We start from the raw sequence: 25,768 nt of genomic DNA, 5'->3' as shown, positions 1-25,768 counted from the left end.
GCACCGGAATGATTCCTGCTTCGGCATCCGCTCCGTCATGACGATCAAGAGCCGGAAAGACTTCATCAAGTACAGCTTTATGGACGGCCGTCCTTCCGGGGGGAACCTATGTCACGGCTCAAGATTTCACACACGCTCATTGCCCTTTTCCTCGTGGTCGCCGTCATTGTCGCGGCGCTTGCGGTTTCCTCGCTCGGCGGCATCAAGATGATGAACGAGCGCAACAACGAGATCGCCACCACCTGGCTGCCGCGTGTCTCGCTTTCCCGCGCGCTCGAAACCCAGCTTTCCGACACGCGCATGGCGTTTGCGCGCCACCTGATCTCGCTGACGCCCTTCGAGAAGAAGGCCGCGGAAAAAGTCATCGGCCAGACCGTCGAAGGCTTCAACAAGCTCGCCGACGACTATGCGGCGCTGATGGTGACGGACGCCGACAAGGCAGCGCTGGAAAAAGTACGTACTGCCTACCAGGCCTACCTCTCCATCGCCGATGGCATGGTCAAGCTCTCCAACAACCTCGAGAACATGAAGGCGCAGAGCGTCTTCAAGGTCGAGATGCGTGAAACGGAGCAGAAGGTCGACGAGGCGATCAAGGAAGTGCGCGCCCTCAACGTCGCCGGAGCCGATGCCGCGGTTGCCGCAAGCTCGGCAACGCACGACCAGATACGCAAGATCGAGATGGCCGTCATCGCTGTCGCTGCCATCATCGTGATCGGCGCCATTCTCTATGCCGTGCGCGGTATCGCCCGTCCGATCCAGATCATTACCCGTTCGATGGCGCGCCTTGCGGAGGGCGACACGGACAGCAGCATCCCCTACGGCGCCCGCAAGGACGAAATCGGCGAGATGGCCCGTGCCGTCGAAGTCTTCCGTCAGGCGGCAATCACCAACCAGCAACTTGAAGCGGATGCTGAGGCGCAGCGCGCACGCGCCGAGGCCGATCGCCTGCGTCTGACCGAAGAAGCGGAGGCCGCAGCTCAGCGCCGTCTCCAGGAAGCGACGGCGGGCCTGGCCGCCGGTCTGCGCCGCCTGGCCTCCGGCGATCTCGCCTTCCAGCTCAACGAGCCTTTCGCGCCTGATTTCGAGCAGCTCCGCCACGACCTGAACCAGGCCGTCGCCCAGCTTGCCGACACGCTTGCCGCCGTTTCGGCCAGCTCCGGCAGTATCGACAGCGGTGCGCGCGAAGTCAGCCAGAGCGCCGACGACCTGTCGCGCCGGACCGAGCAGCAGGCCGCTTCGCTGGAAGAGACTGCCGCCGCCCTCGACCAGATCACCGTCAATGTCGGCAACTCGTCGAAGCGCACCAACGAGGCCCGCGCCGTGGCCAGCCAGGCAAACGAAAGCGCCCGCAAGTCCGGCGCGATCGTCTCGGGCGCCGTCGATGCCATGGGCCGGATCGAGCATTCGTCGAGCCAGATCTCGAACATCATCGGTGTCATCGACGAGATCGCCTTCCAGACGAACCTGCTGGCGCTGAATGCCGGCGTCGAAGCGGCCCGCGCCGGTGATGCCGGCAAGGGTTTTGCCGTCGTCGCCCAGGAGGTGCGTGAACTTGCCCAGCGCTCGGCCAATGCGGCCAAGGAGATCAAGGATCTGATCCGCAACTCCGCCGTCGAAGTCGAAAGTGGTGTCCGGCTCGTGCGCGAAACCGGCGAGGCTCTCCGCACCATTGAAGGCTTCATCGTCACGATCAACCAGCACATGGATGCGATCGCCGTCTCGGCGCAGGAGCAGTCCGCGGGACTGTCGGAGGTCAACATGGCCGTGAACCAGATGGATCAGGTGACGCAGCAGAATGCCGCCATGGTCGAGGAAGCCAATGCGGCAAGCGCCACGCTTGCCCAGGAAGCCGGCCGCCTGCGAGATCTGATCGCCCGCTTCACCCTGGAAGAAGCCCAGGCCTACGGCTACGCGCCGTCGGCCGGCTCGACGCGCCGGGCGGCATAACCATCGCGCAGGTCCGAGCCTGGTTTTTCGCGGGCTCGCGCCGGAGACATCGCAATCGACCGTGAAGTGGACGAGCGATTTGTAACCGATGTTCGGGTTACGAAAACCATGACGAACCAACAGAAACGGCCGCCGGAAACGGCGGCCGTTTCTTTGCCTGTCGGGTGCTTACCGTGAAGTCCCGGAGGTTTGTGTCGACAAATGCGGTAATTATAACTATCACTAATGTTACTGCCATTTCACATGGCACCTCATGAAATTCCAATGACGATCATGAAGAAGACATTCGAAGTTTCCGACAGACTGTTCGAGCTCTACCATCGGGTCCACCGGCTGGTGAACGAATCGATGACCGAAGAAGGCGTGTCGCTGGCACGCAGCAAGTTCCTCTTCTTCCTCAGCAAGCTCGGTCCCTGTCGCTCGACCGATATCGCCTGTGCGCTGAACTTCGCGCCGCGCACGGTCACCGAAGCCATCGACGGTCTCGAACGTGACCGCCTGGTCATGCGCAAGCCGGACCCGGAAGATCGGCGCGCAAAGATCGTCTCGATCACCGAAACCGGGCGCATCGTTCTCGAGGCCGCCGAACATCCACGCAAGCAGTTGCTCGAGGAAATCTTCTCGGCGCTCGACGACGAGGAACTCGACGCCCTCTACGACATCGTCGGCAAGCTGGTGGACAGGACGGACGAGATCCGCAAGCGCAAGGATGAAGCCGAAGAGGCAGCACAGATCGCTGTCGCCCGCTAATGGCGGCTCCTCGATCGGGTCACGCAGTGCCGAAATTGAAAGAGGCCGGGACGTCATATCCCGGCCTCTTCCGTTTTCTCCGGGCGTAACGCTTACATCGCGTTGATAGCGCCGATGGAGAAGAACAGGGTCTCGCCGGAGGAGTCGTCGACACCGTCATTGTCGGTGACGACGTAGCCGTTGCCGGCGGCGTCGACGGTGAAACCTTCGACCTTGTCGACGACGTAGCCGTTCAGCGCCTTCAGGTCCGGAATGAGGTCACGTACCTCTTCCTTCTTGACGACCGGCAGTTCGCCACCGAGTGCTGCCGGCTTCAGTTCCGTCAACGCCACCCGGTAGATCTTCTTGAGCTTGGCTGCCTGGCCGATCAGGTTGTCGCGCTCGATGACATAGGCGTAGTCGCCATGAACGGAGATTTCCGAGAGGCCGACCCAGCCGTCACCGGCCTTTTCCAGCGGGTAGCGCACGGCGCCCCACTCTTCGCTCTTCGGCTTATAGGAAACGAGCTTGACGAAACCCTTCTCGTCATCCTTCCATTCGCGTTGGACAGCCATCCACAGCGTCTGATCGTCACCTTCGCCGACGACAGTGATGCCTTCGAAGCCGAAGCGGATTTCGCCGACACGCAGCGCCTCAGGCAGGGCGATTTCCTTCTTGATCTCGCCCTTCTTGTTCACGTGGAAGATTGCGTGATTGTAGAGCTTGTCGGAGTTGCCCTCGGATGCGAGCCAGAAGCCCCCTTCCCCGTCATTGGCGATGCCCTCGATGTCGAGCTTCTGAGCCGGCGCGCCGTCCCGGGTGATCGTGAGCGTTTCGGTGATGAGGGCCGGCTTCTGCGTTGCGTCGATCGTGAAGATCGTCGGCTGGGACGAGAAGACCGAGTCGTTGACGGCGCGCAGGAAACCTGGCTTGTCCGAGACGGCGGCGAGACCGGAGAGTGCGCCAAAGCCGATCGGCAGGCCGTCCTTCTCGGCGGAGCGGATCTGCGGATAGGCTGCCTCGCCCTCGCCGCGCTCGTAGATCATCACGTGCGAACGTGCGCCACCGTCCTCGACGAGGTCGACTTCGTTTGCGGTCGCAAGCAGATTGCGCGACGGGATGGCGACGGCACCTTCCGGCGAGATGCCCGACGGCAGCAATTGCAGCAGTTCGGGCTCCGCACCGGTGTCCTTGTAAACGCCAACGACCGAAGCACGCTCCGAAAGCAGGAAGAACAGGTTGTCGTCACCGAACTTCGCCGCGTCCAGGCCCTCGGGCTCGACGCCCTTGGCAGAAGAACGCTTCTCCGGATAGTGGCCGATCGCGGCAATGGCATGCTCGAAGCTCGCACCCGATTCGTAGAGGACCTTGCCGGTCGTATCGAAGATCGTGAAGCCGCGCGAACCGCCTTCGTAGTCGCCTTCGTTGGCGACGACGATCCGGTTGTCATCGAGCCACTTCACCGCATCCGGCTCGCGCTTGCGGCCCGGCTGTTCGTCCTTGAAGGCAATCGCACCGTTGCGCTTGGTGTCGATGTCCTTGAGGTCAACCGTGCCGGCGGAGAAATGCGTCTTCACCGTCGCGGTCTTGCCGTCGATGATGACGATGTGGTTGTTTTCCTGCAGCGTCAGCGCAATCTCGTCCTTGCTGTTGAAGGAGACGAATTCCGGCTCCGGATCCTCGCCGGCGATTTCGGCAAGACCTGTCAGCGTCACACGCTTCAGCGCGCCGCAATCGGCAACGCCGTCCTTCAGGGACAGGATGACCAGGTCGCCGGCCGGCATCTGCGGGATCTTGCCTTCGTTCACGTCCTCGTCACGCTCGTTTTCAATGGCGATCGCTGCAAGCGTGCGATCCTTGTTGACGGCGACCGAGTCCGGCTGACCGCCGAGGTCACAGGTTGCCTCAACCTTCTTCGAAGCGAGATCGACCACAGCGAGAAGACCGGAAGGCTTGACGAAGCTTTCGCGCGTGTTGACCGCAACGAGCGCCTTGGCGCCGGCAACGGTGACGGAGGTCGGCTCACCATCGAAGGAGATCGTGCCGGCAGCCTTCGGCGCCTTGGCATCGGTGATGTCGATCAGGCCGACGCGCTTGCCCGGGCTGTCCGAGTAGATCAGCGTATTGCCGTCCTCGCTGGCCGTGATGATCTCGGCGGACGTCGGCGCCTTGCGCGCGTCGCCTTCAGGCAGATTGTCGGCGACAGCGAAGGATGCAATCCGGTTGAATACGGGCTCGGCCGCCGCGGGAAAAGCCGCGGAAGCGAGAAGGATGGCGGCAAGTGCCGCCACGCGCGATGCATTGGTCATAAAATCCCCCATGGACACTACTGAAAAACATGGGGTTTCTGCGCGATGGGGATGACAGCCGAATGACAGCCGAACGGTTTTGCACCACTCAGGCGGCGGCGGTCTCCCGCTCGCGCCTGATTTCGTTGCGCATGATGAACAGCGAGGCTGCGAGGATCAGCACGGCACCGATCCAGAGATAGCCGGTCGGCGCGTAGCCAAAGACCAGCCAGCCGGCGAAAACATTGAGCGGCAGCTTCAGATCATCGAAGGGCTGCACATAGGCTGCGTCAGCAACCGTGTAGGCCAGTGTCAGCAGATATTGCGCGAAAACGGTGAGAACCCCGGCGAGCACGAGAAGGCCGAGTGCCGCGCCGTCCGGAACCGCAAAACCAGCCGTCAGCGCTATGACGCCATTGATCGGGGTCAGGAGAACAAGCAGCCAGATGGTGATCGTTTCGGGACGCTCGGTGCTCGTCAGGCTCTTCGTGATGAGTGACGACGCGCCCCACAGCAACGCGGAGAGGATCGGCAGCAAGGCCGCCCAGGTGAAGCTGTCCGACCAGGGTTCGAGAATGATCATGGCGCCAGCAAATCCGACCGCCGTCGCGGTCCAGCGCGCCGGGCCGACGCGCTCGCCAAGAAACAGGCGAGCGCCAAGGATGATGAAGAACGGCGAGGTCATGACCAGGGCGATCGCCTGCCAGATCGGCACGTGAGCGAGGCCGGAGACCCAGGCTCCGACGCCGAAGGCGGCGAGCGCCACACGCACCACATGGCGCCAAGGGTAATCGGTGCGCATCGCCGAAAGTCCGGCACGGCGCAGGAACGGCAGGGAAAACAGGAAGGCGAAGGCATATTGCCAGAAGGCCGTGGCGGCGGCGGGAAAGCCGAGCGTCATCGTCAGCCATTGGGTCACGACGTTGAGGCCGGCGAAGGCTATGCCGGCCAGCACCATGAAGCCGGCTCCGGCCATGGCACGCGAGGAGGAAAAGCCGAGGGAAGTCTGATTCACGTCATGCACCCTGAGAAACGGACAAACACAAATCAGGACGCATGAGCGCACGGCACGACGCCGGGCAGCCCTGCCCTTCGTGCCGACGACCATTCTCTTTCATCCGGACTATGACCGTCGGCTCCGGAGTTGCACCGGATCTGCTGACCCCTCCCCCTGTTCCAGGAGAGAGGCGCTCGCGGGCTTGGGCCACCGCTTAGCGTTACCGCGACCTTGGCGCGCCGTGAAAGACGCGCGGCGCTGTCGTGCCCTTACCGCCGGTGGGGACTTTCACCCCGCCCTGAGAATGGGCAAGCCGTAGAGCAAATGGCGGGAGGCTGCAAGAGCCCCTCGAAATGCAAAAGGGTCCGGCTTTCGCCGAACCCTCGAATACCTGGACTGCCGGCCTCGTGTCCGGCCGCCAAGCAAATCTGATCAGCCGTTGACGGCGTCCTTCAGGCCCTTGCCGGCCGTGAACTTCGGCACGTTGCGAGCCGGGATATCAACTTCCGCACCCGTGGACGGGTTGCGGCCCTTCGAGGCTTCGCGGCGCGAAACCGAGAAGTTGCCGAAGCCGACCAGGCGAATGTCGCCGCCGTTCTTCAGCTCGCCCTGGATGGTCTCGAAAACTGCATCAACTGCAGAAGATGCGTCGGTCTTGGAAAGTCCGGCCTTCTCAGCAACGGCAGACACGAGCTCATTTTTGTTCATGTTTCCACCCCTTTCAGATTGGTTCGAAACGACTGTGTTTTAAGGCGCGGCGGCTTGCGCATCGCCCGCGTCTTGCCTTTCCCAATTGCGCCTAATCCCTTGGAATGCAAGGCTTGCGGCGTGCTTTTACAACAAAAAAGACCGGCCAGAGGCCGGTCTTCCCAATTTTTCTGCAAAATCGGCGCCGCGTGAGGGCGCGGCGCCCATTGCCTGGCACTTTTTAGTGGGCGATCGAAGAACCCGCTTCGTCCTGCGAATCAACCGCTGCGACGGTCGCCGGCTCGTTTGCCGGGTCCCAGTCGATCGGCTCCGGCCTGCGCACCAGAGCGTGTTCGAGAACTTCGCCCATCCGCGAAACCGGGATGATTTCGAGCGCGTTCTTCACGTTGTCCGGGATCTCGGCGAGATCCTTGGCGTTCTCTTCGGGGATCAACACCTTCTTGATGCCACCCCGAAGAGCCGCGAGCAGCTTCTCCTTGAGACCGCCGATCGGCAGCACCCGGCCGCGCAGCGTGATCTCGCCGGTCATCGCCACATCCTTGGAGATCGGGATGCCGGTCATGATCGATACGATCGCGGTTGCCATGGCGACACCAGCCGACGGGCCATCCTTCGGCGTTGCGCCTTCCGGCAGGTGCACGTGGATGTCACGCTTGTCGAACAGCGGAGGCTCGATGCCGAAATCGATCGCCCGCGAACGGACATAGGACGCCGCCGCCGAAATCGATTCCTTCATCACGTCACGCAGGTTGCCGGTGACCGTCATGCGGCCCTTGCCGGGCATCATGACGCCTTCGATCGTCAGCAGTTCGCCGCCGACCTCGGTCCAGGCAAGACCCGTGACCACGCCGATCTGATCGTCGCGTTCGGCTTCGCCGTGACGGAAGCGCGGCACACCCAGGTAGTCGTTGATGTTGTCCGCCGTGACTTCGACCGTCTTGGTCTTGCCCTTGATGATCTCGGTCACCGCCTTGCGGGCGAGCTTCATCAATTCGCGCTCGAAGTTACGGACACCGGCTTCCCGCGTGTAGGTCTGGATGACCGCCATCAGGGCCCCGTCGCTCACGGAGAACTCCTTCGGCTGCAGAGCGTGGTCGCGGATCGCCTTCGGCAGCAGGTGCCGCTTGGCGATCTCCAGCTTTTCCTCTTCGGTATAGCCGGCGATGCGGATCACTTCCATGCGGTCCATCAACGGCGCCGGAATGTTCAGCGTGTTGGCCGTGGTGATGAACATCACGTTGGACAGGTCGTATTCGACTTCCAGGTAGTGGTCCATGAAGGTCGAGTTCTGTTCCGGATCCAGCACCTCGAGCAGAGCCGACGACGGATCGCCGCGGAAGTCCTGGCCCATCTTGTCGATTTCGTCGAGCAGGAACAGCGGGTTGGACCGCTTCGCCTTCTTCATCGACTGGACGACCTTGCCCGGCATGGAGCCGATATAGGTACGGCGGTGGCCGCGGATCTCGGCTTCGTCACGAACGCCGCCCAGCGCCATGCGCACATATTCGCGGCCGGTCGCCTTGGCGATCGACTTGGCGAGCGAGGTCTTGCCGACGCCCGGAGGGCCGACGAGGCACAGGATCGGGCCCTTGATCTTCGACGAACGCGCCTGCACGGCGAGATATTCGACGATGCGTTCCTTGACCTTGTCGAGACCGAAGTGATCCGTGTTGAGCACGTCCTCGGCATGGTTCAGGTCGCTCTTGATCTTCGACTTCTTGCCCCAGGGCAGGCCGAGCAACCAATCCAGATAGTTGCGGACCACGGTCGCTTCCGCGGACATCGGGCTCATCTGGCGCAGCTTCTTGAGTTCCGCGTCAGCCTTTTCGCGCGCTTCCTTGGAAAGCTTCGTCTTGGCGATGCGTTCCTCGATCTCGGCCATCTCGTCGCGGCCATCTTCGCCGTCGCCGAGTTCCTTCTGGATCGCCTTCATCTGTTCGTTGAGGTAGTATTCGCGCTGGGTCTTCTCCATCTGGCGCTTGACGCGCGAGCGGATGCGCTTTTCGACCTGCAGGACGGAGATCTCACCTTCCATGAAGCCGAGCGCCTTTTCCAGGCGCATCTTCACGCTGGTGGTCTCCAGCATTTCCTGCTTCTCGACGATCTTGATCGACAGATGCGAAGCGACCGTATCCGCGAGCTTCGAATAGTCTTCGATCTGGCTGGCGACGCCGACGACCTCGGGGGAGATCTTCTTGTTGAGTTTCACATAGCTTTCGAACTCGGAAACGACCGAGCGGCTCAGCGCCTCGATCTCGACCGGATCTTCTTCCGGTTCGTTCAGCGTATGCGCCGAAGCCTCATAAAACTCTTCGCGCGGCGTGTAGCCGTCGATCTTGGCGCGCGCACGGCCTTCGACCAGCACCTTGACGGTGCCATCGGGCAGCTTCAGCAATTGCAGGACATTGGCGATGGTGCCGACGTCATAGATCGCGGACGGTTCCGGATCGTCGTCGGTGGCGTTGATTTGGGTGGCAAGCATGATCTGCTTGTCGGTACCCATGACTTCCTCAAGCGCACGGATCGACTTTTCACGGCCGACGAAGAGCGGCACGATCATGTGCGGGAAGACTACGATGTCGCGGAGCGGCAGGACCGGGTAGGTCGCGCTTTCAGTCGCCGGTGACGTTTTGTTCGTCATGTCATTTCCTTTCCGTCCCGATTTCGGGCCCGTTCCCGGGAGCCCCGCAGGCACTCCCGGCTGTCATATTTTCCACATGAAAGTGGAGTGCGACCGCGTCCATTTCAAGGCTGACGCGACACCCACCACCGTGGCCGGGTCCTTCTGACTACGCATCATTTCTGTTGCGGGCCTTGCGACGGAGAACGAGGCTCAAGGACGCGCAACGACAAAGGTCCTTCATTGAATCGTCACATCATTGCGTTGTTTGGGACACTTTAGCAACAATCGAATTGTGAAATCTGCGCTGCCGCCCCTTAGTCTCAACAGCTAAGTGCGCAAACATGAAAAAGCCCGCACAAGGCGGGCTTCTCAAACGATAATTCAGCTTTCTCAGGCTGAAACGTTGGTCTTTTCGTCAGACCGCTCGGAGTAGATGTAGAGCGGCCGCGCTGCACCCTTGACCACCTCGTCGGAGATGACCACTTCGCGCACGCCCTCAAGCGTCGGCAACTCGAACATGGTGTCGAGCAGGATCTTTTCCATGATCGAGCGAAGGCCGCGAGCACCGGTCTTGCGCACGATCGCCCGGCGGGCAATCTCGCGCAGCGCGTCTTCATGGAAGGTGAGCTCCACGTCTTCCATCTCGAACAGGCGCTGGTACTGCTTGACGAGCGCGTTCTTCGGCTCCGACAGGATCTGGATCAGCGCGTCCTCGTCGAGGTCTTCGAGCGTTGCCAGGACCGGCAGACGACCAATGAATTCCGGGATCAGGCCGAACTTGACGAGATCTTCCGGCTCCAGTTCGCGCAGTACTTCGCCAACGCGACGGTCTTCCGGCGCACGAACCGTGGCGCCGAAGCCGATCGAGGTCTTCTCGCCGCGGGCGGAGATGATCTTGTCGAGGCCGGCAAAAGCGCCACCGCAGATGAACAGGATGTTGGTCGTGTCGACCTGCAGGAATTCCTGCTGCGGATGCTTGCGGCCACCCTGCGGCGGTACCGATGCAACCGTGCCTTCCATGATCTTCAGCAGCGCCTGCTGCACGCCCTCGCCCGAAACGTCGCGGGTGATCGACGGGTTGTCGGACTTGCGCGAAATCTTGTCGACTTCGTCGATGTAGACGATGCCGCGCTGGGCGCGCTCGACGTTGTAGTCGGCAGCCTGGAGCAGCTTGAGGATGATGTTTTCGACGTCCTCACCGACATAACCGGCCTCGGTCAGCGTCGTGGCGTCCGCCATGGTGAACGGCACGTCGATGATGCGGGCGAGCGTCTGGGCGAGATAGGTCTTGCCGCAACCGGTCGGGCCGACGAGCATGATGTTCGACTTCGCCAGTTCGACATCGCTGCCCTTGGCGGCGTGCGCCAGGCGCTTGTAGTGGTTGTGTACGGCGACCGACAGGATACGCTTGGCCTGCTGCTGGCCGATGACGTATTCGTCGAGAACCTTGATGATTTCCTGAGGGGTCGGCACACCGTCGCGGGACTTGACCATCGAGGTCTTGTTCTCTTCGCGAATGATGTCCATGCACAGTTCGACGCATTCATCGCAGATGAAGACGGTCGGTCCGGCAATCAGCTTACGGACTTCGTGCTGGCTTTTGCCGCAGAACGAACAATAAAGCGTATTCTTCGAGTCACCGCCGTTGCTTCCGCTGACCTTGCTCATTTCCACTTCCTTCCAGCACGCCGGACACTTCAAGAAAAGTATCGCGGACCACTCAATTCGCCCTGTAGCCTATCCTCATGCAGGGCTTCCGGGAGTACTTACCGCATCGGCACGGACACGCCCGATACGGCTGCAACGACTCTCCCAACTCATCCGAACACTATGCCCTCAGAATCCAACATAGCATTAACGGTCCATATTAACGGCTTTACCCTGACGATAAAGCCCTTGAGCCATTACAATTGTGTCACAATTACATCTATCGCGACACAAAAGCGCGTTATCAGGCCTGCTCGGCGCCTTCGATCTCTTCACGCGAGGTCAGTACCTTGTCGACGATACCCCAGTCCAGAGCCTCGTCCGCGCTCATGAAATGGTCGCGGTCGAGTGTCTGTTCGACTTCCTCGTAAGTCCGACCGCAATGCTTGACATAGACCTCGTTGAGGCGGCGCTTCATCTTGAGGATGTCGCGGGCGTGGCGCTCGATATCGGAGGCCTGGCCCTGGAAACCGCCCGAGGGCTGGTGAACCATGATGCGCGCATTCGGCGTCGCAAAACGCATGTCCTTGTGGCCGGCCGCCAAGAGCAGAGACCCCATGGAGGCTGCCTGGCCAACGCAGAGCGTCGAGACCGCAGGCTTAATGAACTGCATCGTGTCGTAGATCGCCATACCCGAGGTGACGACGCCGCCCGGGGAATTGATGTAGAGCGCGATTTCCTTCTTCGGGTTTTCGGCTTCGAGGAAAAGGAGCTGGGCGCAGACGAGCGTCGCCATCTGATCTTCGACCGGACCGGTGACGAAGATGATGCGCTCCTTCAGAAGGCGCGAAAAGATATCGTAGGAACGTTCACCGCGGTTGGTCTGCTCAACAACCATCGGCACCAGTGCCAGTGCGGTATCAACGGGATTTCTCATATCGAACCTTCATCAATCGGGCTCGCAAAACCTTTGCGAACCGGGAATCACGGGATTTACCTTCTGCTCCTACATAGAGTGTCAACACCCTTCACTTCAAGTCGCGAAGCTTCGATAACCTTAATCGAACGCCCCGCTTTGCTGCGAAGTCCGGCACTCCTCCACACATGGTTGTCAATAGAGCCTTTTTTCGCCGATAAGCGCGGCGCAAGCCCGCCGCGACCGAGCGTTTCGCACAGGGTTCGATGACCTCGGTAAACGAACGGCAAATCATGCAGCCGATCCATCGCTTCGTCAGAGCTGGGACTCGATTGGCAGAATGCGGATCAGGTTGGCCATCAAACGCCTCGCAAGGCTGGCATCCGGCTCGTGCCGCAGCAGCCTCTCGGAACCGTTGGCGCGATCACGCCAGACAAGCCGTGAACCGTCCATTCCGAGCCGATAGCTGATCGACGGCGAAGTCTCCTCTTCGAACATGCCGGCGAGTTCGCCGGCAAGAGCCTCGTCCGCAAACACCACGCCCATTTCCGTGTTGAGCGATGCGGAGCGCGGATCGAAGTTCATCGAGCCGACGAAGCCGTGTCGGCCATCGACAACGAAAGCCTTGCTATGCAGGCTCGCATTGCGCGCGCCGAACAACGACATGCGATGTCCTTCGGCGACATCGCCCTGTTCCTTCAATTCGAAGAGTTCCACGCCGGCGCGCACGAGTTTGCGGCGATACTTGACGTACCCGCCGTGAACGGCTGCGACATCCGTCGCAGCAAGAGAGTTGGTCAGCACCGAGACGCGCGCGCCCCGCGCCGCAATGGAGGTAAGCTCGCGCGTCCCGGCAACGCCGGGAATGAAATAAGGTGAAATGATCCTGAGATCCCTCGCGGCCGCCTCTATCAACGGGAAGAGCTCACGCAGCAACCAGTTCTGCCGCCGCTGCATCAGCGCCTTTTCCGGCGGGTCCGATGCCAGGCGGATTTCCGAACTCCAGTGAAGGCGTCGCGAGCCGTGATAGATGTCGGCCTCTTTGACCGCGCTGTCGACTCGTTCGACGTAGAACCGGCCCGCCGGCGTCCGGGCAAGCCCATCGACGGCGTCGCGGAGCGCCGGCAGATATTGCTTGCGCGGTGTGCGCAGCGCCGCGATCGGGAGAACCGAGGCGCTGTTCCAATAGCGGTCGAACATGGCAGACGCCTGTTCCAGCACCGGCCCCACCATCCAGACGTCGAGGTCGCGGAAGTTGGAGAGTTCGGCAGCGTCGAAATAGGCGTCGCCGATGTTGCGCCCACCGGCGATGGCGATGCGACCATCCGCCACCCACAGCTTGTTGTGCATGCGGCGGGTGGCGCTGAAGGCACGGATCGCCATTTCGAAGCCGCGACGAAAGCGATCGGTCCGCGCCCGGCTCGGGTTGAAGAGCCGCACGTCGATATTGGGGTGGGCGTCAAGCGCGATGCACATGCGATCGTGAATGCCGGCATTGATGTCGTCGAGCAGCAGCCGGACACGTACGTCCCTGTCGGCGGCGGCCAGAATCTCGCGAGCCAGCAAAAGACCGGTCAGGTCATCCTTCCAATAATAATACTGCAGATCGAGGCTTCGACCGGCGCGCCGCGCCGCATGCGCGCGCACCACCAGAGCCTCGATATTGTCGGAGACGAGCGACACGCCATTTGCCGCTGGATGGGCTGCAAGAAGAGGCACCAGATGCCGATCGAGTTCGGTTCCGGCCTCGTCCACCGGGAGCGCGGTCGACGGCAGCCCATGCGGGCGCCGGCCGAACCGGCCGTAGATGTAGAGGATGGCCGAAATAACCACACCGACGATGATAGCAGCGGCGATCAGGACGGAGGACAACATCGAAAGCTCGCCCCGCGCCCGCGTCAGGCCGATCCCGTGCGACCGGCATTGACCCGATTTCCGTCTCGGTGTTCCTGCTGGGCAGCCTTCAAGGCGATCGAGGCTTTTATCGGCAGATGATCCGAGGCGATCCGCGCAAGCGGTGAGTCATGCACGGCGACCGAGGTTACCAGGTGGTGTGGATTGCCAAGCACGCGATCGAGCGGAAGCAGGGGAAAGCGCGACGGAAAGCTCGCGACCGTGGCATGCGACGGATCGAAAACCGGACTGAGGAACGACAGCGACGAGCGCCGGCCCATGCGCCACTCGTTGAGATCGCCGATCAGCAAGGTCGGCCGCCCGTTCGCATCGGCCGCCGCCTCGAGGATTGCCTCGGCCTGCTGAGCGCGGGAATGCCTGAGAAGACCGAGATGGGCGGCGATGATGCGCAATGGGCCGACCTTCAGGTCGAGATCGACGACGAGGGCACCACGCGGCTCGACGCCCGGCAGTTTCAGTTGCCGCACGTCCGAAACCGCTCCCTCGCGCAGCAGCAGCACATTGCCGTGCCACCCATGCCCCTTCGCGGAAAACCCGGAGATCGGCACCGAAACGAGGTGGGCTTCTCGGCGGAGGTGGTCGAGATCGAGAAGCCCGGCGCGCTCCCCGAAGCGCTGGTCCGCCTCCTGAAGCGCAACGATATCGGCACCCAGCTCGCCGATCACATGGGCCGTCCGCCCGGGATCGAACCGCCCGTCCGTGCCGACACATTTGTGGATGTTATAGGAGGCGATGACGATGTCGCCGCGGTTCACCGCGGTTTCGCGATGGACGACCGTGGGGCGCCGCTTGCGGATCGCTGCGACGATCCCCGCCGATAGACTGGACTGGTTTTTTGCCATGCCGCTCCCTGTCTGCTGCCCGCATCATTGCGCAAATAGGTCACCGGGCGCCACTGAAAAAGGGTCAGGGACGGAAGTTGTTTCGCAACTGCGTTGTCGCGTCGAATGGCTGGACGCCGGTCCTGCAGGAGCAGCGCCGGTGTCCATTGTCGCCAACCTCACTCAGTCAGCCGGCCCTGCGAACAGGATCAGATTTCCGTCCGGATCAAGCACGATGAAGGTGCGTGCGCCCCAGGGTTCCGTCCGCAAAGGCTGGTGAAAACACACACCAGCCGCCTGATAGGCCAGGAACAATTGCTTGATGTCATTGGCGGTTTCGAGCGTGATGGCCGCCGATAGCAGGTCTTCGCGCTCGCGAATGTCGCCGACGAAAACCGGCTCGCAGACCAGCCGTAGAGCGAGCCTGGCATTGTCTCGAACGACCTGCCCATAGAAGGGCGGCTCGCCGTAGACGAAATCGACGGTAAAGCCGAGCTTCTCCGTGTAGAAAGCGCATGAGGCCTTGATATCGGCGACAAACAGCTGTGCGGCGATCGATTGCAGCAGCGGCTGCGATGTGGTGGGAGTTGAGTGTGTGGTCATTGTCAGGGCTCCTGATTTGAGCGCCTGCCAACTGTCGAATCCCGATTGACGCGCAATCAGCTCCTGCGCGTCGGCGAGCTTGAACTCCGACTTGAGAATGGCGTCGTCATCAAGGCCACGGAAACGCGGCAACGCAGCCCTGATCTCGGCGGCGACCGGATGGTACCGTTCGCGATGCCATTTGAGATACTGCTTCGCCTGCTTCTTCAGGTTTTCAAGGTTTGGCATGGGCGCAACTACGGTGTGTCTTCCGTAGGCGGGCATTGCCCTTTCAGCCTCTTGCCGATGCGCCCTACGCAGCGCCACGAGATTGACCGCCATCGCCGGCACTGTCAACGCCGTCCCGGAGTGAGCGGAGGGATATCGGCACTTGCCGGCCGAACGCCGGTTCCCGTAGAAATAGGCGTCGATCCAAACTTGGGAAGAGCCCGTTGCATGCCTGCCATTGCCATTGACGGCGCCCAAAGGCGCGTTTCCATCGACGCGCGCGATCCCGCGTTCTACAGTGATCCACTCGCCGCCTATGCCGAGATCCACGCGCAATGCCCGGCCTTCTTCTGGGAAGAGCGGCAACAATGGTATTTCGCTGGCTACGACCAGGTGAACACGCTGCTGCGCGACCGGCGTTTCGGCCGGCAGATCCTGCATGTGGCGACACGCGAAGAGGTTGGCCTTCCGGCACCGAAGCCGCATTTGAAGGATTTCGACGCGCTCGAGGAGCATTCGCTGCTGGAGCTCGAACCGCCGGCACACACCCGCCTGCGCACACTCGTCAACCGCGCCTTCGTCTCGCGGCAGATCGAGCAGTTGAGACCGGATATCGAGCGGCTGTCGCATGCCCTGATCGACAGCTTTGCAAACGACGGTCAGGTCGAATTGCTGAAGACCTTTGCGGAAGCGCTTCCCGTGACGATCATCGCCCGCATGCTCGGCATTCCCGTCGAGGCGGCGCCCGACCTTCTCGACTGGTCGCACCGCATGGTCAAAATGTATGTCTTCGACCCGAGCTACGAAACCGAGCTCGACGCCAACCAGGCTTCCGCCGACTTTGCCGATTATCTCCGAAAGATCATCGCAGAGAAACGCCGCAACCCCGCCGACGACCTGCTGACGCACATGATCACCTCGGAAAAGGATGGCGAGCGACTTTCCGAGGCAGAGCTGGTCTCGACCACTGCCCTGCTCCTTAATGCCGGTCACGAAGCAACGGTGCATCAGATCGGCAATGCCGTCAAAACCATCCTGCAATCCGGACTCTCGACCACGGACCTGTTTGCCACGGAAGCGGCAACGCCGCTGACGATCGAGGAGTGCCTGCGCTTTGCGGCACCGCTGCATATTTTCCAGCGCTATGCCCTGACGGACGTCGAGCTCGGTGACGGCATCACGCTTCGAAAGGGTGACAAGATCGGCCTTTTGCTCGGGGCGGCCAATGTCGACCCGAAAAAGTTCACGGACCCGAATGTGTTTCGGCCGACGCGTGACGAAGGCGTCAATGTCTCCTTCGGCGCCGGCCTGCATTTCTGCATCGGCGCGCCGCTGGCTCGGCTTGAGCTCAATCTATCGCTGCCGATCCTGTTTCGGCGGCTGCCGAACATGCGGCTGACGAACGAACCCAAGGTGAAGGATGCGTTCCATTTCCACGGACTGGAGCGCCTCGACCTGGTCTGGTGAGCCGCACCGAAGCCCTGCCAGTCTCCGGTGCTGCGGCGATTAAAGGCGGATGACGTAATCCTTGCGCGTGGTCTCGACGACTTCCCAGGTGCCTTCGAAACCGGGGCGCAGGATCATGCTGTCGCCGGCACGCAGATGCGCCGCCTCGCCACCATCCTGCGTGACGATCGAATAGCCGGAGATGATGTGGAAATATTCCCACTCCTCGTAGACGATCCGCCATTTGCCCGGCGTCGATTCCCATACCCCGGCGTAGAGGCCGCCCTCGGCCTCCTCCAGGTTCCAGGTCCGGAATTGCGGCACCCCGGAAATCAGCCGGTCGGCGGCCGGCGTACCGGTTTCCGCCTCGACGGAAGACAGATCGAATTTCTGCATTTTCGTCATTTTGGCACCTTCGCGGGAGGCGTCGCCTCCCCTCCTGTTTCAGAGCTTGGCCAGCGACTGCTCGAGATCGGCGATGATGTCGGAGACGTCCTCGATGCCGACCGAGAGACGGACGACATCCGGTCCGGCACCGGCCGCCACCTGTTGCTCGGGCGTCAGTTGCCGATGGGTGGTCGAGGCCGGGTGAATGACGAGCGAGCGCGTGTCGCCGATATTGGCGAGATGCGAGAACATTTCCAGCCCCTCGACGAAGCGCTTGCCGGCCTCGTAGCCACCCTTGAGACCGAAGGTAAAAACGGCGCCAGCCCCCTTCGGCGAATAGCGCTGCTGAAGCGCGTGGTTGGGGTCGTCCTCAAGCCCGGCATAGCTTACCCACGACACCTTGTCGTGCGTCTTCAGCCACTTGGCGACCGCAAGCGCGTTGTCGCAATGGCGCTGCATGCGCAGAGGCAGGGTCTCGGCACCGGTCACGAGCATGAAGGCATTGAACGGCGAGATTGCCGGGCCGAAATCGCGCAGGCCCAGGACACGGGCGGCAATCGCAAAGGCGATATTGCCGAAGGCCTGGTGCAGGACGACGCCGGTATATTCCGGACGCGGCTCCGAAAGCATCGGATACTTGCCGGACTTCGACCAGTCGAAAGTGCCGCCGTCGACGATGACGCCACCCATCGAATTGCCATGGCCGCCGATGAACTTCGTCAGCGAATGCACGACGATATCGGCGCCATGCTCCAGCGGCCGCAGCAGGTAGGGCGTCGCCATGGTGTTGTCGACGATCAGAGGCAATTCGTGCCTGCGGGCAATCTCGGCGATCGCGGCGATGTCGACGAAGGTGCCGCCGGGATTGGCGAGGCTTTCGATGAAGATCGCCTTGGTGCGCCGATCGATCTTCGCCTCGAAGGAGGCCGGGTCGCTCGGATCGGCCCAGCGCACCTGCCAGTCGAAGGACTTGAAGGCATGGCCGAACTGGTTGACCGAGCCGCCATAGAGCCGGTTGGCCGCGACGAAGTTGTCGCCTGGGCTCATGATCGTGTGGAAGACGAGCAACTGTGCCGCATGGCCGGAGGCAACCGCCAGCGCCGCCGTGCCGCCTTCGAGCGCAGCGATGCGCTCTTCCAGCACAGCCTGGGTCGGGTTCATGATGCGGGTGTAGATGTTGCCGAACTGCTGGAGACCGAAAAGCGCCGCGGCATGGTCGGTATCGTTGAAGACGAAGCTCGTCGTCTGGTAGATCGGCGTCGCCCGCGCCCCCGTGGTCGGATCAGGCTGCGCTCCGGCGTGGATTGCGAGCGTGTTGAAACCAGGATTGTCTTTCGTCATTTCGTACCTCCCATGACCCGAGCGCCGCGCCAGCCGGCGCGCCGAGGACGCCCTATCACTTTGAATCTGTGTGTGACCCGCAATCGACCCTCCGCGGCCAGCGCGGAGGTGGCGGCACTATTCCAGAGCCTACGTGTGCGGTCAAAGAGGATTTTTGCGAAACTGACGGTTGCGCGGACCGTGCCCTATCTCAGCCGATCAGCCGCGGATACTCGATCGCCGGACAGCGGTCCATCACCACCTTGATCCCGGCAGCTTCCGCTTTTGCCGCTGCGCCGTCGTGGCGCACGGAGAGCTGGCCCCAGATCACCTTCGGCAATCGGTCAAGCGCCAGGATCTCGTCGACGAGCGCCGGCAAGGCATAGGCCGCGCGGAAGACGTCGACCATGTCGATCGGTTCCTTGACGTCGGCCAGCCTGCCGACAACCGTCTGGCCGAGTAAGGTCTTGCCGACGTGACCGGGATTGATCGGGATCACCCGATAGCCCTTGCGCAACAGGAACGCCATGACCCGATGGCTCGGTCGCTCGGCATTCGGCGAGGCGCCTACGAGGGCGATCGTCTTGGTCTCGCGCAGGATGTCGGCGAGATAGTAGTCCGGATAGGCGTCGTGGTTCATCTAAGGCTACGGGGTCCATTGTAACGGCCGTATAATGATGCCGGGACCCGGCAAGTCAACTGCGCGCTCCATACTTCCCGCGTGTCGCTCAAGACGATCGCCGCCGCGACACTTTCCGATTGCATTTACGGCCGAGCGGCGCGACAAGCGTCATAAAGCCTGCCACATCGTTTCCGAGGTCCCATCTTGCCCGTTGAAGTCATTGCGCTCGTCCTGTTCGGGGCGTTGTTGCACGCGACCTGGAATGCCCTGGTCAAGGCAGGCTCGGAAAAATCGCTCGACGCAGCAATGATCGCGCTCGGGGCCGCCGCCGTGGCAATCCCCTTCCTGCCCTTCCTGCCCCTGCCGAAACCGGAAGCCTGGCCCTACATCCTGGTTTCGGCGCTGTTCCAGTTTGCCTATTTCCAGCTTGTCGCCGCCTCCTATCGCGCCGGCGACATCGGTCTCGTCTATCCCCTGATGCGCGGCACCGCGCCCTTGATCGTCGCGGCCACCAGCGGTGCCTTGATCGGTGAGCAGCTTTCGTTCGGTACGATGATCGGCATTCTGACGATCTCGGCCGGCGTACTGACACTCGCCTTCGAGTCGCGAAAGGGCGGGAAACACGCGATCGTGCTCGCCCTCCTCAACGCCTGCGTCATCGCCTGCTACACTTATGTCGACGGCATCGGCGCGCGCGTCTCGGGCAATCCCATTTCCTACACGCTGTGGATGGCCCTGCTGCCGCCAGCACTGCTCTTCACCTGGGCCTTCGCCCGACGCGGCATCAAGCCGGTCGCCCGCCACGTCTACAAGAACTGGTGGCGCGGACTCATCGGCGGCGCCGGGTCGATCGGCGCTTACGGCCTGGCGCTCTGGGCGATGACCAAGGCGCCGGTCGCTACCGTCGCGGCGCTCCGCGAGACCTCGATCCTCTTTGCGGTGGTCATCTCGGTCGTGTTCCTCAAGGAGCCGGTCAGCGTCTGGCGCATCGCCGCTGCCTGCGTCATTGCACTCGGCGCGCTGCTCCTGAAGCTCGCCTGACCGTCAGTCTTCCTTCCATTCCGGCATGCGCTTGCCGAGGAAGGCACCGATACCATCCTCGGCATCGCGAGCCAGCATGTTCTCGACCATGACACCGACGGCGTAGTCATAGGCATCCGGCAGGTCCATCTCGGCCTGGCGATAGAAGGCCTCCTTGCCGATCTTCAGCGCCTGCGGCGACTTCGACGCGATCACCGCGGCATATTTGTCGACGACCTGGCGCAGATATTGCTGCGGCACGATGCGGTTGACGAGGCCGAAATCCTTGGCGGTCGAGGCGTCGATGGTCTCGCCGGTCAAGAGCATCTCCATCGCCTGCTTGCGATGCGCCGCACGCGTGAGCGCGACCATCGGCGTCGAGCAGAAGAGGCCGATATTGACGCCGGGCGTACAGAAGGTGGAGCTGTCGGTGCAGATCGCCAGGTCGCAGCTTGCCACAAGCTGGCAGCCGGCCGCCGTCGCAAGCCCGTCGATCTCGGCAATCACCGCCTGCGGCAGCCGGTTGATCTTCAGCATCAACTCAGCGGCCATGCGGATCGTCTGTTCGAAGAAGGCTCTGCCCCGATCGTCGTCCTCGCGATGCACAGTCATTTCCTTGAGATCGTGGCCGGCGGAAAAGAGTTTGCCCGAAGCGGCGAGCACGACGACCTTGATTTCCTTGGAGGCGGCGATTGCATCGAACTCCGCGTGCAAGGCCTCCATCATGGCGATCGAAAGCACGTTGGCCGGCGGATTGTTAAGCGTCAGCCGCAACACCGGCCCGGAGCGTTCGCGCAGCAGCATCCCGTTCGGCTCTTCCTTCCTGAACGATACGACCTCGGCCATGATCTTCTCCTGAAACGTGAACTCGGGCTTGGTGGTACGCCGGACGCGCGTGCGGTGCAAGCTGGCGGGAGAACCAGCGGCGCATTCCGTCTAAGACCTTTTTCCGCCTTGCGTCCGGCCGCCGGTCGGTTTCAGGTGGCGGCAGATATGTTGAAGGATGCAATGAATGACCATCGAGCCGATCATGACCGTCGACGACCTCAACCGGTTTCTCGACACGGATTTTCCGCAGGTCCATACCGACGGCAAGGTCTTTCATGTCACGGCGGTCGGTCCCGGCTTTGCCACGATGCGGCTCGATCCGAACGAGCGGCACATCCGCCCGGGCGGCACCGTCTCGGGCCCTACCCTCTTCGCGCTTGCCGACGTTTCCGCCTATATCGCGCTGATCGCCCATATCGGACCGATCGCGCTTGCAGTCACCACCAATCTCAACATCAATTTCCTGCGCAAGCCCGAGCCGGAACCGCTCGAATGCACCTGCCGGATCCTGAAACTCGGCAAGCGGCTGGCCGTTCTCGACGCATCGATCGTCAAGGTCGGCGGTGACGATCTCGTCGCGCATGCAACGGCGACCTATTCGATTCCACCACGCTAATTTGTGGTATCAAAATACCATAAGTATAACCTATTGTTTTTGCTTGACTTTATTTCCAGCACGCTGATTTCGCGTTCTTGACGCTTGTTTCGCACTTGCGTATAAGCTGCCGCAGATCGCGGTCCTCAAGGGCCGCTTTCTTCTTTTGTCCGGGAGACCGGCCAAAACCAAGCAACAAGAAACGCCCGGCGGTTCGCCGCTCGGGTCCAAAGAAAGAGTTTTGATATGGCAACCTTCGTTCAGAAGCCTGCAGAGGTGGAGAAGAAGTGGATCATCATCGACGCCGAAGGCCTCGTTGTCGGTCGCCTCGCTTCCATCATCGCAAACCGCCTGCGCGGCAAGCACAAAGCTACCTTCACCCCGCATGTTGACGACGGCGACAACGTCATCGTCATCAACGCCGAGAAGGCAGTTCTGACGGGCAAGAAGTACACCGACAAGAAGTACTACTGGCACACCGGCTACCCCGGCGGCATCAAGGAGCGCACCGCTCGCCAGATCATCGAAGGCCGCTTCCCGGAGCGCGTCATCGAGAAGGCCGTCGAGCGCATGGTTCCGCGTGGTCCGCTCGGCCGTCGCCAGATGAAGAACCTGCGCGTTTACGCAGGCGCCAACCACCCGCATGAAGCACAGCAGCCGGCCGTCCTCGACGTCGCCAAGCTGAACAGCAAGAACACAAGGAGCGCCTGATAATGGCTGACCTTTCCGCTCTCAAGGACATCGCCACGACCGCGGAACCGGCTGCTCCGGTTCACGTCAAGAAGGTCGACGCCCAGGGTCGCTCCTACGCGACCGGCAAGCGTAAGGACGCTGTCGCCCGCGTATGGGTCAAGCCGGGCTCCGGCAAGATCACCATCAACGGCAAGCCCTACTCGGCTTACTTCGCCCGTCCGGTTCTGCAGATGATCCTGCAGCAGCCGATCGTCGCTGCTGCCCGTGACGGCCAGTTCGACATCGACGCGACCGTTGCTGGCGGTGGTCTCTCCGGCCAGGCCGGTGCCGTTCGTCACGGCATTGCCAAGGCGCTGACCTACTTCGAACCGGGCCTGCGCTCCGTTCTGAAGCGTGGTGGCTTCCTCACCCGCGACAGCCGCGTGGTCGAGCGCAAGAAGTACGGCCGTGCGAAGGCACGTCGTTCGTTCCAGTTCTCGAAGCGTTAATCGCTTCCAAACTGCGACACTGGAAAGGCGGGGCTTTGCTCCGCCTTTTTTGTTATCGTCACCAGCATAACATCCGATAACGTCGACCTTCCGAGGCATAGCGTATGACCACGTCCCCCGTCGCCAAGACCCCAGCGCCTCCCTATTACATCGTCACCTTCTCCTCACGGCGCACGGCCGGCGACAACGGCTATGACAGCATGGGCGCGGAGATGGAGAGGCTTGCCCGCGAACAGCCCGGCTTTCTCGGCCTCGAAAGCGTGCGCGGCGGCGATGGCTTCGGCATTACCAATTCCTACTGGGCGGACGAAGCGAGCATCACGGCATGGAAAAGCAACGTCCGTCACCTTGCCGCCCAGCGGATAGGCCGCGAGCGTTGGTACGAGGATTATCAGGTGCGGGTCGGCAAGATCGAACGGCAGTACGGATTCGAGCGCACTTAAACGAGGCGGCTCCGTGCGGCGCTCATTTTGAGCCGCTTCAGATCGGCAATTCGGTGGTCGACTTGAGTTCGCGCAACACGAAACTCGATACGACCGTGCGCACATGCGGATTGCGCATCAGATAACGCGTCATGAAGGCGTCGTAGCTTTCGACGTCGGCCGCGCGGATCTTCAGCATGTAGTCGAACGTACCCGACAGAGCGTAACACTCCATGATTTCCGGCCGGTCGCGCACCACGGCCGAGAAGGCCGCGATCGCTTCGTCGTGATGGTCCTCGAGGGTCACGTGGGCGATGATGCAGAGTTTGAGATCGAGCTTTGCCGGATCGAGCAGCGCCACGCGCTTGCGGATGACGCCGTCGCCTTCCAGTTCCTGCAGGCGTCGCCAGGCCGAGCTTTGCGACATGCCGGCCTTTTCCGCCAGTTCCGAAAGAGACTGGCCGCTATCGGCCTGAATCAGCCGCAACAGCTTTCGCAAAGGCTGAAGATTTTCTTTCACATCGGACGGCATGCCGAAATTTTCTCCCGCTCATAGTCCACTGCCTGGCAACTGTGAAACAAATACTCGCTCCAATCGCGATACAATTGCAACAGAAGAAGTTGTTCTGACGAGCGAGGAGGCGTCATGACCAAGGAAAGCACTTATACCGCCAAGCTGCCCGAGCCCGACGGCACCTATCTCTACACCCCGGAAGAGGATGCGATCTGGGGCGAGCTCTATCAGCGGCAGATGAAGCTTCTTGCCGACAAGGCCTGCGACGAATATCTGGAAGGCGCAAGGACGCTCAACCTAGGCCCCGATCACGTGCCGCAATTGAAGGACGTGAACCGCCGGTTGGCCGAGACCACCGGCTTCGGTGTGGAAGGCGTTCCCGCCCTCATTCCGCCGTCACGCTTCTACGAGCTCCTGTCCCAAGGCAAGTTTCCTCTGGCGACTTTCATTCGGCGGCGTGAGCATATCGACTACATCGAAGAGCCCGATATCTTCCACGAAGTCTTCGGCCATTGCCCGCTGCTCACCAACCAGAGCTACGCGAATTTCGTCCGTCGCTTCGGCGAAAAGGCGGCTTCGCTCGGCAAGGGCTATTCGTGGCACATGTTCCGGATCTTCTGGTTCACGGTCGAGTTCGGTCTGATCAACACATCGAAGGGTCGTCGCTGCTATGGTGCCGGCATCGTGTCTTCGCCGAACGAGACACGAAATGCCATGGAAACCCCTGGCATCGAGTTCCGTCCGTTCGACCTGATGACCGTGCTGCGCACGCCCTATCGCATCGATATCGTGCAGCCGATCTATTACGTGATCGACAGCTTCGCGCAGCTCGAAACGATCATCGAAGAGGATGTCGCCGCGCGCATCACCGAAGCGAAGGCGCTTGGCGACTTTGCCCCGACCTACGAGGCCAAGGCCTCGTAATCGCGAAAGATTCGGCCGGCAGGGGCCTTGCCTTGCCGGCGACGATTGTCCAACGTCTCGCCACCACACGTTGGAGCGGGATGCGCGCGCAGGGTGCGCCTATCCCGCCCTGGAGCAGAGGCGGGCTATGGCCAACAGGACAATCGATCATGCGCTGACGGCGCGTTCACTGACATCAGCGGCATCCGACCCGACACATGCCGGCATTCTCTCCTTCATGCGGCGCAAATACTCGAAGCAGTTGAAGGGCGTCGATGCCGTCGTCTGGGGCATCCCTTTTGATGCCGCGACCTCGAACCGCCCCGGCGCTCGCTTTGGGCCACAGGCGATTCGGCGCGCTTCGGCGATCTTCGAGAATGATCCGCAATACCCCTTCGAGCGCGATCTCTTCTCGGAGATGGCGACGATCGACTACGGCGACTGCCTGCTCGACTACGGCAACCATTCGAAGACGCCGGCAACGATCGAGCGCGAGGCCGCCAAGATTCTCAGGACCGGCGCCTATCTGCAGACACTCGGCGGCGACCACTTCGTCACCTACCCGATCCTGAAGGCGCATGCGGCCATCCACGGCCCCCTCGCCCTCGTGCAATTCGATGCCCACCAGGATACCTGGCCGGACGAGCGCGGCCGCATCGATCACGGCTCCTTCGTCGGCCGTGCCGCACGCGAGGGCCTGATCGACACCGACGCCTCGATCCAGATCGGCATCCGCACCCACGCGCCGGACGAGTGCGGCGTTCGTATCCTCTATGGCTATGACGTCGAAGAAATGAGCGCGACCGAGATTGCCGAGACGATCATCCGGCAGGTGGGCGAGCGGAAAGCCTATCTCACCTTCGACATCGACTGCCTCGACCCGGCCTATGCGCCCGGCACCGGCACGCCGGTCGCCGGCGGCCCGTCGAGCGCCAAGATCCTTTCGGTCCTGCGCAAGCTCGGCGCGCTGACGGTCGTCGGCAGCGACGTCGTGGAAGTGGCGCCCGCCTACGATCATGCCGATATCACCGCGATCGCCGGCGCGACCGTCGCCATGTACATGCTGGGGCTGCATGCGGAAAAGCTTGCGGAGCGCGCGCCACTGCGCTGAAAGCAAGCGCCGCCGTTGC

General features: G+C 61.9%; 24 protein-coding genes and 1 riboswitch. Of the genes, 10 read left to right on the top strand and 14 right to left on the bottom strand.

Annotated elements, in window-relative coordinates:
• Positions 1–108: 108 nt before the first annotated feature.
• Entirely contained in the window at positions 109–1,947 is a 1,839-nt protein-coding gene (locus AC1Z3V_RS23660) for a methyl-accepting chemotaxis protein (RefSeq protein WP_483502075.1), read from the top strand.
• Positions 1,948–2,220: 273 nt separating this feature from the next.
• Positions 2,221–2,697, top strand: coding sequence for a MarR family winged helix-turn-helix transcriptional regulator (locus AC1Z3V_RS23655; protein ID WP_173518111.1), 477 nt, complete (start codon positions 2,221–2,223; stop codon positions 2,695–2,697).
• Between the two features lie 92 nt (positions 2,698–2,789).
• Here AC1Z3V_RS23655 and AC1Z3V_RS23650 read toward each other — a convergent pair whose 3' ends face one another.
• From AC1Z3V_RS23650 to AC1Z3V_RS23610, 9 genes are all read right to left on the bottom strand, one after another.
• A complete protein-coding gene (locus AC1Z3V_RS23650) occupies positions 2,790–4,997 on the bottom strand; it encodes an esterase-like activity of phytase family protein (RefSeq protein WP_483502074.1) in 2,208 nt (735 codons plus the stop codon).
• A 76-nt stretch (positions 4,998–5,073) separates the two neighbouring features.
• The gene (locus AC1Z3V_RS23645) at positions 5,074–5,979 is read right to left on the bottom strand and encodes a DMT family transporter (protein WP_483502073.1); all 906 of its coding nucleotides are present in this window, start codon (positions 5,977–5,979) and stop codon (positions 5,074–5,076) included.
• Between the two features lie 87 nt (positions 5,980–6,066).
• Positions 6,067–6,271: riboswitch (FMN riboswitch) on the bottom strand.
• Positions 6,272–6,393: 122 nt separating this feature from the next.
• Positions 6,394–6,669 (bottom strand): DNA-binding protein HupB, encoded by a 276-nt coding sequence (gene hupB, locus AC1Z3V_RS23640; RefSeq protein ID WP_065777403.1) that lies wholly within the window; start codon positions 6,667–6,669, stop codon positions 6,394–6,396.
• A gap of 220 nt (positions 6,670–6,889) precedes the next feature.
• On the bottom strand, positions 6,890–9,310 hold the full coding sequence (gene lon / locus AC1Z3V_RS23635; protein ID WP_429808707.1) for an endopeptidase La: 2,421 nt from the start codon (positions 9,308–9,310) through the stop codon (positions 6,890–6,892).
• Between the two features lie 372 nt (positions 9,311–9,682).
• A complete protein-coding gene (clpX, locus tag AC1Z3V_RS23630) occupies positions 9,683–10,960 on the bottom strand; it encodes an ATP-dependent Clp protease ATP-binding subunit ClpX (RefSeq protein WP_077961578.1) in 1,278 nt (425 codons plus the stop codon).
• A gap of 283 nt (positions 10,961–11,243) precedes the next feature.
• Positions 11,244–11,876 (bottom strand): ATP-dependent Clp protease proteolytic subunit, encoded by a 633-nt coding sequence (locus AC1Z3V_RS23625; protein ID WP_173516165.1) that lies wholly within the window; start codon positions 11,874–11,876, stop codon positions 11,244–11,246.
• 294 nt (positions 11,877–12,170) lie between these two features.
• The gene (locus AC1Z3V_RS23620) at positions 12,171–13,730 is read right to left on the bottom strand and encodes a phospholipase D family protein (protein ID WP_483502071.1); all 1,560 of its coding nucleotides are present in this window, start codon (positions 13,728–13,730) and stop codon (positions 12,171–12,173) included.
• Between the two features lie 23 nt (positions 13,731–13,753).
• Positions 13,754–14,611 (bottom strand): endonuclease/exonuclease/phosphatase family protein, encoded by an 858-nt coding sequence (locus AC1Z3V_RS23615; protein ID WP_483502070.1) that lies wholly within the window; start codon positions 14,609–14,611, stop codon positions 13,754–13,756.
• A gap of 162 nt (positions 14,612–14,773) precedes the next feature.
• A complete protein-coding gene (locus AC1Z3V_RS23610) occupies positions 14,774–15,421 on the bottom strand; it encodes a bleomycin resistance protein (protein ID WP_113536935.1) in 648 nt (215 codons plus the stop codon).
• 207 nt (positions 15,422–15,628) lie between these two features.
• Between AC1Z3V_RS23610 and AC1Z3V_RS23605 the strand changes: the two genes are divergently transcribed.
• A complete protein-coding gene (locus AC1Z3V_RS23605) occupies positions 15,629–16,867 on the top strand; it encodes a cytochrome P450 (RefSeq protein WP_483502068.1) in 1,239 nt (412 codons plus the stop codon).
• A 39-nt stretch (positions 16,868–16,906) separates the two neighbouring features.
• On the opposite strand, the gene AC1Z3V_RS23600 is transcribed toward AC1Z3V_RS23605, so the two are convergent.
• From AC1Z3V_RS23600 to AC1Z3V_RS23590, 3 genes are all read right to left on the bottom strand, one after another.
• On the bottom strand, positions 16,907–17,251 hold the full coding sequence (locus tag AC1Z3V_RS23600) for a cupin domain-containing protein (protein WP_429808695.1): 345 nt from the start codon (positions 17,249–17,251) through the stop codon (positions 16,907–16,909).
• A 39-nt stretch (positions 17,252–17,290) separates the two neighbouring features.
• Positions 17,291–18,574 (bottom strand): O-acetylhomoserine aminocarboxypropyltransferase, encoded by a 1,284-nt coding sequence (locus AC1Z3V_RS23595; RefSeq protein ID WP_483502066.1) that lies wholly within the window; start codon positions 18,572–18,574, stop codon positions 17,291–17,293.
• A gap of 190 nt (positions 18,575–18,764) precedes the next feature.
• A complete protein-coding gene (locus AC1Z3V_RS23590) occupies positions 18,765–19,193 on the bottom strand; it encodes a CoA-binding protein (RefSeq protein ID WP_429808689.1) in 429 nt (142 codons plus the stop codon).
• Between the two features lie 186 nt (positions 19,194–19,379).
• On the opposite strand from AC1Z3V_RS23590, the gene AC1Z3V_RS23585 reads away from it, so the two are divergent.
• Entirely contained in the window at positions 19,380–20,216 is an 837-nt protein-coding gene (locus tag AC1Z3V_RS23585; protein WP_483502064.1) for an EamA family transporter, read from the top strand.
• Between the two features lie 3 nt (positions 20,217–20,219).
• Here the strand turns inward: AC1Z3V_RS23585 and AC1Z3V_RS23580 are convergent, their stop codons facing one another.
• Entirely contained in the window at positions 20,220–21,041 is an 822-nt protein-coding gene (locus tag AC1Z3V_RS23580) for an enoyl-CoA hydratase (protein ID WP_483502062.1), read from the bottom strand.
• Between the two features lie 166 nt (positions 21,042–21,207).
• Here AC1Z3V_RS23580 and AC1Z3V_RS23575 point away from each other — a divergent pair, with 166 nt between their 5' ends.
• The 4 genes from AC1Z3V_RS23575 to AC1Z3V_RS23560 all read left to right on the top strand — a co-directional run bounded on the left by AC1Z3V_RS23575 (position 21,208) and on the right by AC1Z3V_RS23560 (position 23,242).
• Positions 21,208–21,639, top strand: coding sequence for a PaaI family thioesterase (locus AC1Z3V_RS23575; protein WP_483502060.1), 432 nt, complete (start codon positions 21,208–21,210; stop codon positions 21,637–21,639).
• Positions 21,640–21,864: 225 nt separating this feature from the next.
• Positions 21,865–22,329, top strand: a complete 465-nt coding sequence (gene rplM / locus AC1Z3V_RS23570) for a 50S ribosomal protein L13 (RefSeq protein ID WP_429808678.1) — start codon at positions 21,865–21,867, stop codon at positions 22,327–22,329.
• A gap of 2 nt (positions 22,330–22,331) precedes the next feature.
• Entirely contained in the window at positions 22,332–22,799 is a 468-nt protein-coding gene (gene rpsI / locus AC1Z3V_RS23565; protein ID WP_173516154.1) for a 30S ribosomal protein S9, read from the top strand.
• Between the two features lie 104 nt (positions 22,800–22,903).
• Positions 22,904–23,242, top strand: a complete 339-nt coding sequence (locus AC1Z3V_RS23560; RefSeq protein ID WP_483502058.1) for an antibiotic biosynthesis monooxygenase family protein — start codon at positions 22,904–22,906, stop codon at positions 23,240–23,242.
• A gap of 37 nt (positions 23,243–23,279) precedes the next feature.
• Here AC1Z3V_RS23560 and AC1Z3V_RS23555 read toward each other — a convergent pair whose 3' ends face one another.
• Entirely contained in the window at positions 23,280–23,753 is a 474-nt protein-coding gene (locus tag AC1Z3V_RS23555; RefSeq protein ID WP_429808673.1) for an Lrp/AsnC family transcriptional regulator, read from the bottom strand.
• 114 nt (positions 23,754–23,867) lie between these two features.
• Between AC1Z3V_RS23555 and AC1Z3V_RS23550 the strand changes: the two genes are divergently transcribed.
• Positions 23,868–24,659, top strand: a complete 792-nt coding sequence (locus tag AC1Z3V_RS23550; RefSeq protein ID WP_429808670.1) for a phenylalanine 4-monooxygenase — start codon at positions 23,868–23,870, stop codon at positions 24,657–24,659.
• 127 nt (positions 24,660–24,786) lie between these two features.
• Entirely contained in the window at positions 24,787–25,749 is a 963-nt protein-coding gene (speB, locus tag AC1Z3V_RS23545) for an agmatinase (protein WP_483502056.1), read from the top strand.
• The last annotated feature ends 19 nt before the right edge of the window (positions 25,750–25,768 follow it).

It is taken from the genome of Ensifer sp. 38_S197 (genome assembly GCF_056924495.1).
The sequence above is the reverse complement of the archived record's forward strand: the minus strand, read 5'-3'. Positions and strand labels throughout refer to the sequence as shown.